The sequence below is a fragment of the Pseudomonas syringae genome (assembly GCF_002157375.1).
Taxonomy (GTDB): Bacteria; Pseudomonadota; Gammaproteobacteria; order Pseudomonadales; family Pseudomonadaceae; genus Aquipseudomonas; species Aquipseudomonas syringae_T.
Genome location: NZ_MTSA01000014.1, coordinates 23,444 through 38,026, shown reverse-complemented (window position 1 = coordinate 38,026; position 14,583 = coordinate 23,444). Strand labels below are relative to the sequence as shown.

The 14,583-nt window shown below is 61.1% G+C and carries 12 protein-coding genes and 1 riboswitch; of the genes, 5 read left to right on the top strand and 7 right to left on the bottom strand.

The genetic code is table 11. From position 1 onward, the window contains the following. Positions 1 to 340 precede the first annotated feature (340 nt). On the bottom strand, positions 341 to 649 hold the full coding sequence (locus BW686_RS27205; protein ID WP_256898854.1) for a hypothetical protein: 309 nt from the start codon (positions 647 to 649) through the stop codon (positions 341 to 343). Between the two features lie 273 nt (positions 650 to 922). On the opposite strand from BW686_RS27205, the gene BW686_RS18250 reads away from it, so the two are divergent. Further along, complete coding sequence (locus BW686_RS18250; protein ID WP_084918929.1) at positions 923 to 1,417, top strand: GNAT family N-acetyltransferase; 495 nt, start codon at positions 923 to 925, stop codon at positions 1,415 to 1,417. A gap of 40 nt (positions 1,418 to 1,457) precedes the next feature. On the opposite strand, the gene BW686_RS18245 is transcribed toward BW686_RS18250, so the two are convergent. The 4 genes from BW686_RS18245 to BW686_RS18230 all read right to left on the bottom strand — a co-directional run bounded on the left by BW686_RS18245 (position 1,458) and on the right by BW686_RS18230 (position 6,391). Further along, a complete protein-coding gene (locus BW686_RS18245) occupies positions 1,458 to 3,464 on the bottom strand; it encodes a peptidase U32 family protein (RefSeq protein ID WP_084918928.1) in 2,007 nt (668 codons plus the stop codon). Positions 3,465 to 3,570: 106 nt separating this feature from the next. Beyond that, a complete protein-coding gene (locus tag BW686_RS18240; protein WP_084918927.1) occupies positions 3,571 to 4,362 on the bottom strand; it encodes an ABC transporter ATP-binding protein in 792 nt (263 codons plus the stop codon). Then, positions 4,359 to 5,381, bottom strand: a complete 1,023-nt coding sequence (locus BW686_RS18235; protein WP_084918926.1) for a FecCD family ABC transporter permease — start codon at positions 5,379 to 5,381, stop codon at positions 4,359 to 4,361. The genes BW686_RS18240 and BW686_RS18235 overlap by 4 nt, the downstream gene beginning before the upstream one ends. Further along, positions 5,378 to 6,391, bottom strand: coding sequence for an ABC transporter substrate-binding protein (locus tag BW686_RS18230; protein WP_084918925.1), 1,014 nt, complete (start codon positions 6,389 to 6,391; stop codon positions 5,378 to 5,380). Before BW686_RS18230 ends, BW686_RS18235 begins: the two co-directional genes overlap by 4 nt. Positions 6,392 to 6,531: 140 nt before the next feature. Then, a riboswitch (cobalamin riboswitch) is annotated at positions 6,532 to 6,731 on the bottom strand. 328 nt (positions 6,732 to 7,059) lie between these two features. Here BW686_RS18230 and BW686_RS18225 point away from each other — a divergent pair. The 3 genes from BW686_RS18225 to BW686_RS18215 are packed head-to-tail and all read left to right on the top strand — an operon-like array spanning position 7,060 to position 9,322. Then, entirely contained in the window at positions 7,060 to 7,758 is a 699-nt protein-coding gene (locus tag BW686_RS18225; RefSeq protein WP_084918924.1) for a histidine phosphatase family protein, read from the top strand. Then, positions 7,758 to 8,627, top strand: coding sequence for a phosphatase PAP2 family protein (locus BW686_RS18220; RefSeq protein ID WP_179149309.1), 870 nt, complete (start codon positions 7,758 to 7,760; stop codon positions 8,625 to 8,627). Before BW686_RS18225 ends, BW686_RS18220 begins: the two co-directional genes overlap by 1 nt. A 20-nt stretch (positions 8,628 to 8,647) precedes the next feature. Next, positions 8,648 to 9,322: a response regulator transcription factor gene (locus tag BW686_RS18215; protein ID WP_084918923.1), complete on the top strand. Its 675-nt coding sequence runs from the start codon at positions 8,648 to 8,650 to the stop codon at positions 9,320 to 9,322. 6 nt (positions 9,323 to 9,328) lie between these two features. Here the strand turns inward: BW686_RS18215 and BW686_RS18210 are convergent, their stop codons facing one another. Both BW686_RS18210 and BW686_RS18205 read right to left on the bottom strand, forming a co-directional pair. Beyond that, positions 9,329 to 10,366 (bottom strand): AraC family transcriptional regulator, encoded by a 1,038-nt coding sequence (locus BW686_RS18210; RefSeq protein WP_084918922.1) that lies wholly within the window; start codon positions 10,364 to 10,366, stop codon positions 9,329 to 9,331. Positions 10,367 to 10,375: 9 nt separating this feature from the next. Beyond that, positions 10,376 to 11,290, bottom strand: coding sequence for a GGDEF domain-containing protein (locus tag BW686_RS18205; protein ID WP_084918921.1), 915 nt, complete (start codon positions 11,288 to 11,290; stop codon positions 10,376 to 10,378). Between the two features lie 756 nt (positions 11,291 to 12,046). Here BW686_RS18205 and BW686_RS18195 point away from each other — a divergent pair. Further along, positions 12,047 to 14,563: a TonB-dependent receptor gene (locus tag BW686_RS18195; RefSeq protein ID WP_084918920.1), complete on the top strand. Its 2,517-nt coding sequence runs from the start codon at positions 12,047 to 12,049 to the stop codon at positions 14,561 to 14,563. Positions 14,564 to 14,583 lie beyond the last annotated feature (20 nt).

Sequence of the window (14,583 nt, the reverse complement as noted above, 5' to 3'; positions counted from 1 at the left end):
GAGGCCAATCAGGTTTTCAAAGCAAAAAAAAAGCGCCCGGAACCTTTCGGTTCCAGGCGCCTTTGCCTGTTCTCTTATGGGGTGTTCGGGGTGCCATCGAGCCACGTTGCCGGATGCACCTGAGTCGCCCTTCGGTCTCTGCGAGACTAGCGATCTGCTTCGATCCGCCGGGGCAAGCCCGACCACATTCATGGTGGGGCTATTCAGGGTTATGCAGAGGATGTGCCAGTTTGTGGTTGGGGCCTTCTGGCTGCGGTATAGCGGTGTTTGCGGGGCAACATGCCGGGACAGTCCGCTCCGGTTATTGCCTTGGATTGGTGCGTATGGCCTGTTCGCTGCTTCAAATGCGGTCGAGATCACGCCCCGCGTCAGGCACACTCAAGATCGGACGCAGAGCGTCCAGAAGGGCGTACCGACGCAGAGCGTCGGCACGATAGTCAAAGCGCTTTTTTATCGCGATGGCACTGACGACGCAGAGTGCGACGTAAGTGACGGCTGAGTCCTGGCGCTGATCCGGGGGTAGCCTGGCAGGACGCCAGGCTAGCCGCACCGGGCCATGGATGGCCCGTTGCGGCGACCCCCGGATCAGTGGCAGGGCGAAGGAACCCGACGAAGTCGGGCCGGAAACGGAGCCAGGGGCTTTGCTCACTTTGGCCCCTTCAAAGTGAGTCGCCGAGGGGCGAAAAGGTGCCTTGAGCCGTGAACGAACATCACTGACATCGCAGAACCGCTGTGTGACGCGGAGCGTCACGAAATGCAATACCACGCGGAGCGTGGGAACGAGATTCGTCGAGGTCTGAGTACCGTTTCACGAGGGCATCGGGGATTTTGTAAAACAGAGCAGTAGCGAGAGTCAGCTGGCTCACTCCAGTCTGGCGCAACTTTTGTATTACCCTGCGTCAACTCAGCCAGGCCAGTAGCCATGAAGATCAGCATCACCGAAGTACAGCCCGCCGACATCCCGCAAACCGTCGATTTCGTCATGCGCGCCCGCGCCGAGATATTTCCTTTGCTCGACACCGTGACCGTGCCGCCTGACCTGGCCGGTTTCGAGCAGGTTTATCTGAGTGGCAAGGACGGAAAGTTTCTGATTGCCCGCTGTGACGAGCAAATCATCGCTGCCGTGGGCTATCTGCCGTTCGACCATCGCTTCCCGCAGCTCGACTACTCGGGCCGCAGGACCGTGGAGATCGTGAGGCTGTACGTCATGCCTGAGTTTCGCGGTGACGGGCTGGCCAGTCGCCTGTGTCAGGCGCTTTGGGTGCATGCCGAGGCGGATGATATCGAGGTTTTGTACCTGCACACCCACCCGTTTTTACCCGGCGCCATCCGCTTTTGGGAAAAGCAGGGCTTTGCCGTGACCGACGTGGAAAGCGACCCGGTGTGGAACACCACGCACATGGAGCGCGTGCTGTAACACGTAAGAGGGCGGGGGCGAGCCGGCCCCCTTTAACCGATCAGCGTGGATGACGCTGGCGGGCGGTCTTGAGCAGGTCTTCGGGCGTGATGTGCCCGACCACTGACTTGGCCGCAGCGCTACCGGGCAGCGGCAGGTCGAGGATGTGGCCTTTCATCTTGCCGATGACGTGCATTTCACAAGGCTTGCAGTCGAACTTCAGGGTCAGCACTTCATCACCCTGCACCAGTTGCATCGGCGCGACCTTGGTGCGCACGCCCGTCACGCCTTTGGCCTGTTTCGGGCACAGGTTGAAGGAGAAGCGCAGGCAGTGTTTGGTGATCATCACCGGCACCTCGCCGGTTTCCTCGTGAGCCTCGTACGCCGCATCAATCAACTGCACGCCGTGACGGTGGTAGAAATCACGGGCCTTCTGGTTATAGACGTTGGCCAGAAAAGACAGGTGTGACTCAGGGTAAACCGGTGGCGGGGTGGTCTCGGCCTTGCGCCCGCCGCGCGGGTGCGCCTTGACCCGGGCTTCTGTCAGCGCTTCGATGGCGTCGCGGCGCAGGGTCTTGAGCTGCGAGTTCGGCACGAAAAACGCCTGAGGCGCATCCAGTCTGACGTCCTGAGCGTGATAGATCGTGGTGCCCAGTTGAGTCAGCAGGTCACGCAGCTGATCCAGCGCCTGCTCGGGTTTGTTGGCTGCCCCGAACGGGCCGTCCAGCCCGACCGTCACGCTCACGCCTTCTTCGCTGATGGCGTTCAGGCTCAGGCGATCTTCACGCAGCATCACCTGCCACTGAATGCCGATGCGGCGTTCGGCAGAAGTCTTGAGCAGCGCCTGCTGCCAGTTGTGGTCCAGGTTGCGGTTCAGCGGATGGTTCGGGCGCACGCGGGAAAGGCCTGCCGGCATTTCGTTCGGCTCTACGCGATAGCGCCAGCGCTTCTGACCGTCCTCTTCAAACTCGCCCTTGAGCTCGGCGATGTTGGCCCGGAAGCCCACCACTTCGCGCTTGATCTGCACATTGAGGCCGTCACCGTTGGACAGCGGCTCGTGGGCGACAACGATCAGGTCCCGCTTGCCGAGTTTTTCGACGGTGCCCACTGCCAGACCGGTAAACGTCGGCGTGTCGAATGCGCCGATGTCGATCTTGCGGTCGCTGACGAAGTAATCGGTGCTGCCACGGTGAAACGTCTTCTCCGGGTCCGGGACGAAGAAGTGCGCAGTGCGGCCGCTGGACGCACGCGCCAGGTCCGGACGGTCTTCAAGAATCTCGTCCAGACGCTGGCGGTAATAGGCCGTAATGTTTTTGACGTAACCCGCGTCTTTGTAACGGCCTTCGATCTTGAACGAGCGCACGCCGGCATCCACCAGGTCGCGCAAGTTGGCGCTCTGGTTATTGTCTTTCATCGACAGCAAATGCTTTTCGAACGCGACAACACGGCCTTGGTCATCCTTGAGCGTGTAGGGCAGGCGGCAGGCTTGCGAGCAATCGCCACGGTTGGCGCTGCGGCCATTTTGCGCGTGGGAAATGTTGCACTGGCCGGAGAACGCCACGCACAGCGCGCCGTGAATGAAAAACTCGATGGCGGCATCGGTTTCACGGGCGATTTCACGAATTTCCTGGAGGTTCAGCTCGCGGGCCAGCACCAGCTGCGAGAACCCGGCCTGATCGAGAAATTTGGCCCGGCCCAGGGTGCGGATGTCGGTCTGCGTGCTGGCGTGCAGTTCGATGGGCGGAATATCCAGCTCCATTACCCCGAGGTCCTGCACGATCAGTGCGTCCACGCCTGCGTCGTAGAGCTGGTGGATCAGCTTGCGGGCTGGCTCCAGCTCGTCGTCATGCAGGATGGTGTTGATCGTGGTGAAGATTCGCGCGTGATAGCGATGGGCGAATGTCACCAGCTCGGCAATGTCGCTGACCTCGTTGCAGGCGTTGTGCCGCGCACCAAAGCTGGGCCCGCCGATGTACACCGCGTCGGCGCCATGCAGGATGGCTTCACGGGCGATGGTCACGTCCCGGGCAGGGCTGAGCAATTCCAGGTGGTGCTTGGGTAACGACATGGCTACGGGATCCGGCGGCGAGCAAAGCGCGCATTGTAGTGCGACAGGCCGCGCGGCGCACCTGTTGACGATGCCGACGGCGCACGGGCTGACCGTCGGCGCTTCTTCAGCGGGAACGCAAGCGCAGGATTTTCGCGCCGTCGTACGGGTCGGTCAGCCAATGCGCCACGACACCAAAGGTACTCAGCAGGCGTTCCGGGGTCAGGACGTCCACCGGCGCGCCCAGCGCCACCAGCCGGCCTTTTTCCATGACCGCCACCCGGTCGCAATCCAGCGCCTGATTCAGGTCGTGCAGGGCAATCACCGTGGTCACCGGCAATGCCCTGACCAGTCCGAGGATGGTCAGTTGATGCTGGATATCCAGATGGTTGGTCGGTTCGTCCAGCAGCAGAATTTGTGGCCGTTGTGCCAGCGCTCGGGCGATATGGACGCGTTGCCGCTCACCTCCGGATAACGTGTGCCAGGCACGCTTTTGCATGTGCAGCATGTCCACGTCCTGCAAGGCCTGGCGAACAATGGCGTCGTCTTCGGCGCTCCACGGCTCCAGCGCCGACAGCCAGGGCGTGCGCCCCAGCTCCACCGCATCCTGCACCGTGACGGCGTCACTGGTTTCGGCCTGTTGCTCGACCACCGCCAGCAGGCGTGCGACGTCCCTGCGGCTCATGGTGGCAAGTGGCTGCTTGCCCAGCGTGACCGCACCGCTGACCGGCTTCTGAATGCCGGCCAGCAGCTTGAGCAGGGTGGATTTGCCCGAACCGTTCGGGCCGACCACCGCCAGTGTTTCGCCCTTGGTGATGCTCAGGTCGACATCCCGCAGTAGCGTGGTGCCACGTACCGAGTAGCCCAGCCCGGAACAACCGAGTACCGGCGCGCCGGACAGATGAGGAAAGGCGTTCATCGTGTGCTGTTGCCCCGGATGAGAATCAATGCAAAGACCGGTGCGCCAATCAGCGCGGTGATCACCCCGATCGGCAGCGCTTGCCCCTTGATCAGGGTGCGCGAGAGGATGTCGGCGGCGATCAGAAACAGCGCGCCGCTCAAGGCACTCAACGGCACCAGCCGTGCGTGACGTACGCCGACCAGCATGCGCACGGCGTGGGGGATGACCAGCCCGACAAAACCGATGGAGCCGACAATCGAGACCATCACCGCCGTGACCAGCGCTGCCGTGGCAATCAGGATGATCTGCACACGTCGCACCGCAATGCCGAGCGAAGCGGCAGAATCGCTGCCGAAAGTGAACGCGTCCAGCGCACGTCGGTACCACAGGCAGACCAGCAGACCGACCAATACCGTCGGCACCGCCAGCCATACCGAGTGCCAGCGCACGCCACTGAGGTTGCCCAACAGCCAGAACATGATGCCGCGCGCTTGCTCCGAGCTGGCGGATTTGGTGATCAGAAAGGAGGTCAGCGCGTTGAACAATTGTGAACCGGCGATGCCGGCCAGAATGATTTGCCCGGCTGCGGTGGTGCCCCGTGATGAATGCGCCAGCAGGGCAACCAGCGAAAACGCCGCCACAGCCCCGGCGAAGGCGCCGGCAGACATGGAAATCGCGCCAGCGCCGAAACCCAGAATGGCAACCAGTACCGCGCCGGTCGAGGCCCCGGCGGAAATGCCCAGCAAATAAGGATCGGCGAGCGGATTGCGCAGCAACGATTGCAGCACCACGCCGCAGATCGCCAGACCCGCCCCACAGGCTGCCGCGACGATGGCGCGGGTCAGCCGGTAATTCCAGACGATGCCTTCATCGATGGGGTCGAGCACATAACCGGCTGCCCACAATTTGTTGGCCAGCACCTGAAAAACCACTGGCAGGCTGATCGAGGTCTCGCCAATCGCAGCGCCGATCATAATGGCCAGCACCAGCACAGCTGAAACCCAAAGGGTGTGGCCCAGCGCCGCAGTCAGCTTCATTGTGCGGCGTTGAAACGGTTGGCGGCGTCAGCCAGTTCTTCGAAACCAGTGAACAGGCGCAGGCCCGCCTGCATGCCCTCGGCATCAATGATCACGATGCGGTCATGCTTGACCGCGTCCATGTTGCGCGTGACCGGGTCGGTCTTGAGGAATTCGATTTTCTTCAGGTAGTCGTCGGCCGGAAAGCGGCGGCGATCCATGCGTGCAATCACCAGAATGCTCGGGTTGGCCTTGGCAATGGTTTCCCAGCCCACGGTCGGCCATTCTTCGTCGGACTGCACGATGTTGCGCATGCCCAGGCTGTTGAGCATGAAGTCCGGGATGCCTTTGCGGCCCGCCACAAACGGGTCGCTGGCGAGATCGGAGCTGGAGAACCAGAACAGCGCCGAGACATCGTTTGCCTGGTTCTGCCTGACGTTGGCAATCGCCGCGCTCAAGCGCGCCTTGAGGTCAGTGACCAGCTTTTCGCCGCGCTCCTGCACGTCGAAAATCTGCGCCAGTTGTTCAATGCTCTTGTAGATGGTTTCAATGCGAAACGGCTCGATGCGCGTGCCATCGGCGCCGACCAGGTTGTTTTTGCCTTCGCAATCGGACGGCAGAATATAAGTGGGTATCTTCAGGTCATGAAACTGCTCGCGGGTGCCGACCACGCCCTGTTTGCCGACCATCCACTCCAGTTGCACCACCACCAGTTCAGGGCGTTTGCCGATCACCGCTTCAAAGCTGGGGTCGTTGTCGGCCAGGCGCTCTACCTTGTCGTTCTGCGCCTTGAAACGAGGCAGCACGTTGTTGAACCACAGTGAAGTACCCACCAGTGTGTCGCCCAGGCCCAGCTCATACAGCATTTCGGTACCGGCCTGGCCGATGGTCACGGCCTTGGTGGGCGCCTGGGCGAAGGTCAGGGTCGAGCCACAGTTCTCCAGCGTCAGCGGGTACGACGTGGGTGCGGCGAAGGTCAGCGCAGACAGGGTGAGGCAGGCGGCGAAGGCGGCGAGGCGGGGCAGCGACATGAAATGCGGTCTCCATTGGGGCAGGTGCCAAGGCGCAATGCACATCAGGAAAACACATCCCCGACCTGTCAAAAAAGACCGGGCACGGCAGAGAATCGCCGACGCGTGCGGATGTCCTTCCCGGACACCCCGCCGGTTAGTTAGGTTGAATCGGGTCGGCAGGTCTCCTGACTGGCATGTCATCGCCGGGCTCCGGCCTTCCCGGAGATCAATCCAGTGGCAGTCATGGAGCTGGCTCGATGCCTACAGTTGCGGGGGCAGTTTCGTTTTGGCCTTGTAGAAACAAAGGCTGCGAATTCCCTGTTAGTTCCTCTCGGAAACCGACGGCCGGCATGGTAAACGATAAGGGTTTTAGTGGCTAATGCTTTGCGTCAACAGGCGGGGTTCTGGCGGAAAAGCACACGCCCGCAGCACGCGAGCCGGTTCCGTAACGCTCAAGGTGCGTGAAAACGCTTAAATTATCTTCATGTTCGAACGCCGAAAATCCCGGAAGCCACGTGTTACATGGCGTTCAGAGGGAATCGGGGTGTTCGCTTACAACACGGTTTTCACATCTTCTTCACCGCTTCGACACCATGCTGAACCTATGTTTGCTCCGCAGGGGCGGTAACGACTTTGGGTGCGTTCCGGGTCACCGCCACACATAGGCTCAGTGTAGGAGTGGTCACTTGGCTGACACGCTAATCAATAACAAGAATCTGCTTCCCGATGCGGGTATTCGCCAGCGTTTCAAAATGCATCAGCACATCGCTTCGTTGTCCGTGGTGGTCGTTCTGGCAGCGCTTTGTGCGTGGTGTTACACCTCGTTTTCAGGCGTGCATGTAGTGGATCTTGGTTTCGGTAACAATCTGAAGACGTCCGGTTTGCGAGAGCACTGGTTGCACGGCGACGTGGTGGTGATGATTCGCCACGCCGAACGCTGTGACCGCTCGAGCAACCCTTGCATGGCCAGTGCCGAAGGCATCACTTCCAAAGGCCGGGACGCGGCGCTGGCGGTCGGTGCCGGTATGCAGAAGATGGGCATGGCCCATGCCCGGATGATCGCCAGCCCGAAGGTTCGCACCCAACAGACAGCAGAACTGCTGGCAGGGCATGCGGTCGGCGGGCAGGACTGGATCAACGACTGCGACAGCGGCTTCCTGAAAGCGGTGCAGGCTCACAAAGTCAGCGGTGAAAACCTGGTACTGGTCACCCACAGTGGTTGCATCGACCAGTTTGAACGCAAGATCGGTGTGCCGGGCGGCGAGCGCTCGAGTGACTACGCCGAAGCGTTTTTCGTGCAGATGGATGATCACCATCGACCCAGGCTGCTCGGCTCCCTGAACGCCGAACAATGGGCAAACCTCAACAGCGAGCAATTCAATTGATGACAACGAACAGTGCCAGACTGCGGTTTTACGGCATCAACCTGGGGGTGCCGGTGTTCTTGGCGTTACTGGTCTTCGTGACGTTCGACCTGACCACTGTCGACCGGCAATTGAGTGACATGCTGTTTGACTCGGCAGCCGGTGTATTTCCTATCGGGCAGATTCATTTGTTCGAGACCATCACCCACAAATGGGCCAGGATCATTCCCAACCTCACCGGCGAACTGGCGATCATCGGCGCCATCGTGTCGTTCGTGTGGCCACTGCTGGAGAAGCGTCGTGACTCGGCCCTGACACGGCTTGCACTACGAGCACGGCTTGAAACCCCTTTGCGGTTTGCCCGCAGGCATCGCCTCGATTTCTTCTTTGTGACGGTCGCGTTCGCGCTCAGCACAGGCATGATTCATTACCTGAAAAGCCACACCAGCGTGTATTGCCCGGTTGAAACAACGTTGTACGGCGGCACTCAGGCGCATGTTGAATGGTTCAGGAACTTCAACCTGCTGCATGAAGCGGGTGCCGGACGTTGCTGGCCGGGCGGTCATGCGTCCAGTGCATTCAGCCTGCTGGCCTTGTACTTCGTGGCGCGACGCTATGCCTGGCGGCATTCGAACCTGTTGCTGGCCGGGATTTTGCTGCTGGGCATGATCTACGGCACGACACGGGTGCTGCAGGGCTGGCACTTTATGTCGCACACGTTCTGGGCGGGCATCGTGGTGTGGTTGAGTTCATTGCTGGTTGCCTTGTGCTTCTACGGTCGGGCCCGGCTGCAACAGCCGATCCGCAAGGCATCGCGGTCGCTCGGCAGCGACCGGCCTGTCGCCGCCCCTCTGAAGGCCCCAACTGCGGTGTCCCGGTCGGTCGGATAGGAAAACAGGAAGATGCTGCAATGAACATTCTGGTGATTGAAGACCACCGCGATATCCACGACAACCTTCTGGAGTTTTTCGAACTCCGGGGGCACGCGGTCGAAGGTGCGCTGGACGGGTTGAGCGGGCTGCACCTGGCTGCCTCGAAACGCTTTGATGCAATCCTTCTCGACATCATGTTGCCTGGCATTGACGGCAATCAGATTTGCCGAAGCCTGCGCCAGTATTCGAAGTCGGAAGTGGCGATTGTCATGCTCAGCGCTCGCGATGAACTGGATGATCGTCTGACCGGTTTCAAGGTCGGTGCGGATGACTACATCACCAAGCCTTTTGCGATGTCCGAAGTACTGGCCCGGATCGAAGCGGTGGTGGGTCGGCGGCAGCGCAAGGACAGCCGGGTGCTGATGGTCGCCGACCTGCGGTTTGACCTGGACACCCTCGAGGTGACCCGTAATGGCACGTTATTGAAGCTCAACCCCACCAGCATGAAACTGCTGGAATTGTTGATGCGCAAAAGCCCGCACATTGTGAAGCACGTCGAGCTGGAAAAAGCGCTTTGGGGACACGATGCTCCGAACACCAGCAGCCTGCGCAGCAGTATTCACATCCTCAGACGCACGCTGGACAGCGGCCATGAGACGCCGCTGTTGCACACTGCCCACGGGCTTGGCTACAAGCTGTGCGTACAGCGTTGACAGGCCTCAGTTGAAGTTGAATAGTCGCTGGATCAGCGTGGGTGTGCTGCCGGTCCAGCGCTTGAACGCGCGGCGAAAGTTGGCCGGGTCGTTGAAATTCAGGTAATCGGCCACCGCTTCGTTGCTCATTCCCTTGATCTGATACAGGTACAGCGCCACTTGTTTGCGCGCCAGGTCATGCTGGGCCTGAAAGCAGGTGCCGTGTTTCTGCAACTTGCGCTTGAGCGTGGCCGGGCTCATGGCGAACGCCTGCGCCACCTGTTCAAGGCCGGTGACGTCACGCACGTGAGCGAGCAAATGCTCATGCAGCCGATCCAGCAGGCTGGCCTGCATGCCCAGCGCGGCCAGTTGCGCAGCGGCTTCCTGCCGGGCCACCTGCGCAGCAATGGGCGATTCGCCCGGCCACGGGTGCGTGAGGCAATGCCGGGGCAGACGCATCATGTCCAGCGGGCGATTGAATACCGTATTTTCACCCAGATGAACCCAGTATTGCTCGATGTAGCGCGGCTCTTCGTGACAAAAACTGCACTCCCACGGCAGGCGCTCGCCGCCCAGTAGCTGGCTCATCGCGACCAGCGCGGTCATGCTCGCTTCCAGAAGGAAGCGCTGCTGTTCGCCTGCGCCGCAATTGTCCCTCCAGTAGAGGTAGGCGAAGTGTTCGTCCAGCTCCAGACGCGGGGTCAGCAGCGGGCTGAGCAAAGCGTGCTGACGGATCAGAATCTCCAGAGCCTGATGCAGATTCTGCGCATGGCGCAAGGCATGACTGGCCGCGCCATAGTGGCCGGGAAACAGCCGCTGACCGAACAGAAAGCTGGTGTCATCGGCGTCCATCTGGCGTTGCGTATTACCGATCAGGGCGAAAAACTGCTGCGGGCTGAGCCGTGCCTTGCCGGCCACAATGTCTTCGTAGAACAGGCGGGTGCCTTTGAGCAGGTGATGGCTGTCGATCCCGCGTGACAAGGCCAGGTCGATCAACGTGGCGGGCTGGTAGTGGCCGGGTATGAAGCGGCTGTCGGCCTCGTACCAGGCGCTCTTGATGGTCACGGCCGCGGCTCAGGCAGTGCGCGTCAGCGGACGCCGGGCGCGTGCCAGCGACAGATTGAGGCGCCGCAGCAGGTTGTCTGGCGTTTCATTGAGCGCCATCACCACCGCCACACTGGCCGACAGGTGAAGGCGTTCCCCTTGTTGCCGGGTCTTGTGTGCGAGGCTGGCGACGGCTTGCTGCAGCTCAAGTGCCAGCATTTTTGCCTGGCTCTCGCCGGTATTCGGCAGCAGCACCACAAACCGGTCGCCCGCCAGACGACAGAGCAGGTCGTGACGTCGCAGGTTGAGCACCAGCAGATGGCTCAGCGCGGACAGCACTTCGTCTCCCTCGGCGTGGCCGAAGGCGTTATTGATGGCGCTGAAATTGTCCACGTCCAGCGCCAGCAACGACAGCGGTTGCTGCTCGCAGACGCTTTGCTCCATGCCCACCACCAGTTGGCGTTTCAGGTAATCGGCGCTGCCCAGTGGCGTGAGCTTGTCGTACAGCCGATGCTCACGAAAGCCGCGTTCGCGCTTTTCCATCTGCGCGCTGATCGCCAGTTGCTCGCGGTGCCAGTGGTAGATGCCAAGGGTCAGCAAAATAAGCCCGACCGGCATGGGGCCGGACTCCAGCCAGTGGTCCCATTCGATAGCGGCGGGCAGGCGAATGAATTCATCCAGCGCGTCGATCCACCAAGAAAAAAACACACAGCTCAGGCCCACCGACAGGTAATTGGTCACTCGCCCGGCAGGGCGGCTCTTGAACACCAGAAACAGCCAGACCAGCGACAGCAGCGCCGAGCCGCCTTCGCCGACGATGTCGAGCCATTGCCATTCACTGACCGGCTTGATATTGCCGAATGCCAGAAAAGCCAGCAGCCCCAGATTGGCGGCAATCATCAGCACGGCGAGCTTCCAGCGATGAGGTTGGATGATCCTGAACATGAAAAGACGGCTCCTGATGTGCTGACTGTCGGCCAGCAGAACAGATGCACATGACGTTTGGGTGACGGGTCGCACGAATGACCGAAGGTCGAATCAGCTCACCTGTGTTGCAGGTTTTTCTAAGGGCCTGAGGGACATCCCGGCTGGTTCGCGTGCCGAACACATGCAGTTCGTGACGCTCTGCGTCACACAGCGGTTCTGCGGCTTCAGGTAGATCAAGGTTCGACTCAGGTCACCTTTTCGCCCCTCGGCGAGTTACTTTGATGGGGCCAAAGTAACCAAAGCCCTTGGCTCCGTTTCCGGCCCGACTTCGTCCTGACACTGATCCGGGGGTCGCCGCAACGGGCCATCCATGGCCCGGTGCGGCTAGCCTGGCGTCCTGCCAGGCTACCCCCGGATCAGCGCCAGGACTCAGCCGTCACTTACGTCGCACTCTGCGTCGCCAGTGCCATCGCGTTCGAAAAGCACTGCGTTGGCAGCAACGGCGGGCACGGCATGAGATTGTTGATTATCGTGCCGACGCTCTGCGTGGGCACGCCGTTCGTGACGCTCCGCGTCACACGTCGGCTTTTGATTCCGGCCAGCGTCACCCTAAAGTCAAATCAGCTCATTTACCTGCCCGATCCCCCTCAAACCCGCTGGTTTCAGCCCCCGCGCCCGTGACCTGTCACAGAACCGTCATTGCACGACTCTAGCGTGCGCCTCCAGTTGCCGGGCCATTTGCCTGGCCTGTCGAGATTATGGGGGAGGACTTACATGCACAGGCGTCGCAGCAAGGCTCAACTGGTCGGCTTCACACTCGGTTCACTGGCGTTGGCCATCGCCAGCGAACGACTGCAGGCTGCCGATGCCAACGCCACCGAACACGTTCAAGTGGTCGGGCAGGCGGCGAGTATCGACAGCGCACTCAAGGAACAGCGCAGTGCCGACAGCATCAAAAGCGTCGTTCACGCCGATGGCGTCGCGCAGTTACCGGACCAGAACGTCGCCGAAGCGGTGCAGCGCCTGCCAGGCGTCAGCGTCGAGCGCGATCAGGGCGAGGGGCGCTTTGTCACGGTTCGTGGCCTGGCCCCCGACCTCAACAGCGTGACCATCAATGGCACGCTGGTGCCCGCCCCGGAAAGCGGTCGCCGCGCTGTGGCACTGGACGTTCTGCCTGCCGAACTGGTGCAGTCGCTGTCAGTGATCAAGACCCTCACCCCGGACATGGACGCCAACTCGCTGGGCGGTACGATCGATGTCGAGAGCCTGTCGGCCTTCGACCACAAAGGCCTGTTCTACACCGGCAGCAGCGAAGCCAGCTACGACAAGAACACCCGCCAGACCAGCCCCAAGTTCTCCGGCGCGGCGAGCAATCGCTTCAGCCTGGGCGACGGTGTCGACAACTTCGGCGTGGCAGCAGCGCTGAGCTGGCAAAAACGCGACTTCGGCTCCGACAACGTCGAAACCGGCGGTGACTGGGACGGTGCGCGCCTGCAATCATTCGAGCAGCGCGACTACGGCATCAGCCGCGAGCGCGCAGGTGGCGGTTTGAACTTTGATTACAAGCCCGATGACGTCAGCCAATATTACCTGCGCACCCTGTACAGCCGCTTCAAGGACGACGAAGTCCGCACCACCAACGGTTTCGAGTTTGCCGACGCGCAAGCCGCAGGCGAGACCGGCGATGCCGAGGGCACACGCAAACTCAAGGCGCGCACTGAAACCCAGGAAATCCAGTCCTACGTCTTCGGCGGCGAGCGCATGGTTGGCCTGTGGACCCTCAGCGGCCAGGCCGGTTACAGCCAATCCAGCGAAGACAGCCCCGGCCATATCGCAGGCGCCACGTTTGTCGGCAACGATGACTTTACCGACACCGGATTCTACGACCGCGACAAGCCCAGGCCGATCGTCGGCGCTTCGTTCTACGACAATTCGAATTTCACCCTGGACAAGGTCGACTGGGAGAAGCAGTACACCCAGGACACCGAAAAGAACCTGCGGCTGGACCTGGCCCGCGACTACGACTTCAAGGGTTACGCCTCGCAGTTCAAGTTTGGCGGCAAGGTCAGTCGCCGCGATAAGAGCAACGACCTGGAAGTCTGGAAGTACGAGGACTTCGATGAGCTGGGGCTCAGTGACGAGCAACTGAACCTGACCCGGTTCCAGAAAGGCAGCATCGATTACCGGTTGGGCGATTTCGGCAGCGGCATCCGTCCTGGTGCGGTCAAGGGGCTGATAGGCGGGCTGAACGCCGCCGATGCCTATGATCAGGCCGAGTCCCGCGCCAACGACTTCAAGATCAGCGAAGACATCAACGCCGGCTATTTCATGAACACCCTGGATGTCGACAAGTGGCGTTTCATCGCCGGCCTGCGCTACGAGGGGACGGAAATGGACGCCAAGGGCACGGGCGTGCGCGACGGTGCTTTCGAGTCCGATGTTACCCAACGCCGGTATCACCACTGGTTGCCCGGGCTGCATGCCCGTTACCAGATCGACAAGAGCACCCAAGTACGCGCTGCCTGGACCAAGACCGTGGTGCGCCCGACCTTCGGGCAACTGGCGCCGGGGTTTGTGATCGATGACGACGAAGCGTCCTTTGGCAACCCCACTCTGAAGCCGCTGGAATCCAGCAATCTGGACCTGGGCATCGAACATTTCATGGGCCGTGCGGGCACGGTGTCGGCGTTCGTGTTCTACAAGGACATTCAGAACTTCGTCTACAACACCGACCTGGCGGGCACCGGCCAGTGGGCGAACTTCTCCGAAGCCAACACCTATGCCAACGGCGACAAGGCCAAGCTGTATGGGCTGGAACTGGCCTATTCACAGAAGCTCGACTGGCTGCCGTCGCCCTGGAACGGGTTGCTGTTGGGGGCCAACGCCACGTTGAGCCGCTCCGACGCGAGCATCAACGGTTTTGATCAGAGCACCGGCACTGACCGCAAGCGTGACATCGACCTGCCCAGCCAGTCGAAAACCGTCGGCAACGTCATGCTCGGCTGGGAAAACGAAAAGCTGAGCCTGCGTCTGTCGGCCAACTACAAGTCGGCCTATCTCTATGAGCTGGCGGCCATCGGCGACAAGGACCATGACCAATACGTAGACGCGCAGACCTTCGTCGATTTCAGCGCGCGCTACTCGCTGACCAAGAACCTCAAGGTCAGCTTCGAGGCACAGAACCTTACTGATCAGCCGTACTTCTTCTACAGCGGCCATCGCGCCTACAACGGCCAGTACGAAGAGTACGGCCCGACCTACAAAGTCGGCCTGACCTTCACCCATTTCTGATCGACCTGAAGCGCTCATTC

What these genes read in the sequence shown, in the direction of transcription:
- BW686_RS18235 (WP_084918926.1), bottom strand. Translation starts at nt 5,381, where the DNA reads ATGAAGCTGACTGCGGCGCTGGGCCACACCCTTTGGGTTTCAGCTGTG.
- BW686_RS18215 (WP_084918923.1), top strand. Translation starts at nt 8,648, where the DNA reads ATGAACATTCTGGTGATTGAAGACCACCGCGATATCCACGACAACCTT.
- BW686_RS18245 (WP_084918928.1), bottom strand. Translation starts at nt 3,464, where the DNA reads ATGTCGTTACCCAAGCACCACCTGGAATTGCTCAGCCCTGCCCGGGAC.
- BW686_RS18240 (WP_084918927.1), bottom strand. Translation starts at nt 4,362, where the DNA reads ATGAACGCCTTTCCTCATCTGTCCGGCGCGCCGGTACTCGGTTGTTCC.
- BW686_RS18230 (WP_084918925.1), bottom strand. Translation starts at nt 6,391, where the DNA reads ATGTCGCTGCCCCGCCTCGCCGCCTTCGCCGCCTGCCTCACCCTGTCT.
- BW686_RS18220 (WP_179149309.1), top strand. Translation starts at nt 7,758, where the DNA reads ATGACAACGAACAGTGCCAGACTGCGGTTTTACGGCATCAACCTGGGG.
- BW686_RS18195 (WP_084918920.1), top strand. Translation starts at nt 12,047, where the DNA reads ATGCACAGGCGTCGCAGCAAGGCTCAACTGGTCGGCTTCACACTCGGT.
- BW686_RS18205 (WP_084918921.1), bottom strand. Translation starts at nt 11,290, where the DNA reads ATGTTCAGGATCATCCAACCTCATCGCTGGAAGCTCGCCGTGCTGATG.
- BW686_RS18250 (WP_084918929.1), top strand. Translation starts at nt 923, where the DNA reads ATGAAGATCAGCATCACCGAAGTACAGCCCGCCGACATCCCGCAAACC.